The organism is Streptomyces sp. ADMS (genome assembly GCF_033441795.1).
In the GTDB taxonomy this organism is placed as follows: domain Bacteria; phylum Actinomycetota; class Actinomycetes; order Streptomycetales; family Streptomycetaceae; genus Streptomyces.
On the sequence record NZ_JAVFVX010000500.1, the window covers coordinates 1 to 327 of the forward strand.

Annotated in this window: 1 pseudogene; it reads right to left on the reverse strand. The window is 74.9% G+C overall.

Features of this window, described 5'->3' with window-relative positions:
- Positions 1 to 31: 31 nt before the first annotated feature.
- Positions 32 to 327: pseudogene (locus RB628_RS41740) on the reverse strand (hypothetical protein); the annotation flags it as partial.

Here is a 327-nt window from a genome sequence, read left to right on the forward strand (position 1 = left end):
GCCCACCGCGACGAAGACGCGGAGTAACCGGTTAGCGGCGTGGCCCGGTCGCGGCCACCGTCGGGCCGACAGCGGCCGACGGGGCGGGCTGGTCCGGTGGTTGGCCCAGGGCGCGTGGTGCGTGCGCCGAGCGGGCGACAGCGGCCTGGGCCAGGCGGAGCGCCGGTTCCCGGTCCGCGGTCACGGAGGCTTCACGAGCCTCTATCACGTGGCTGATCGCCTGCAAGGCCGTGCGGCTCTCGGCCTGCGCGACCCGCAGGGCCACCGCCGAACTGGTGATCCGGTCCAGGTCGTAGAAGGCCGGCACATGGCCGGACCGGGTGAGGG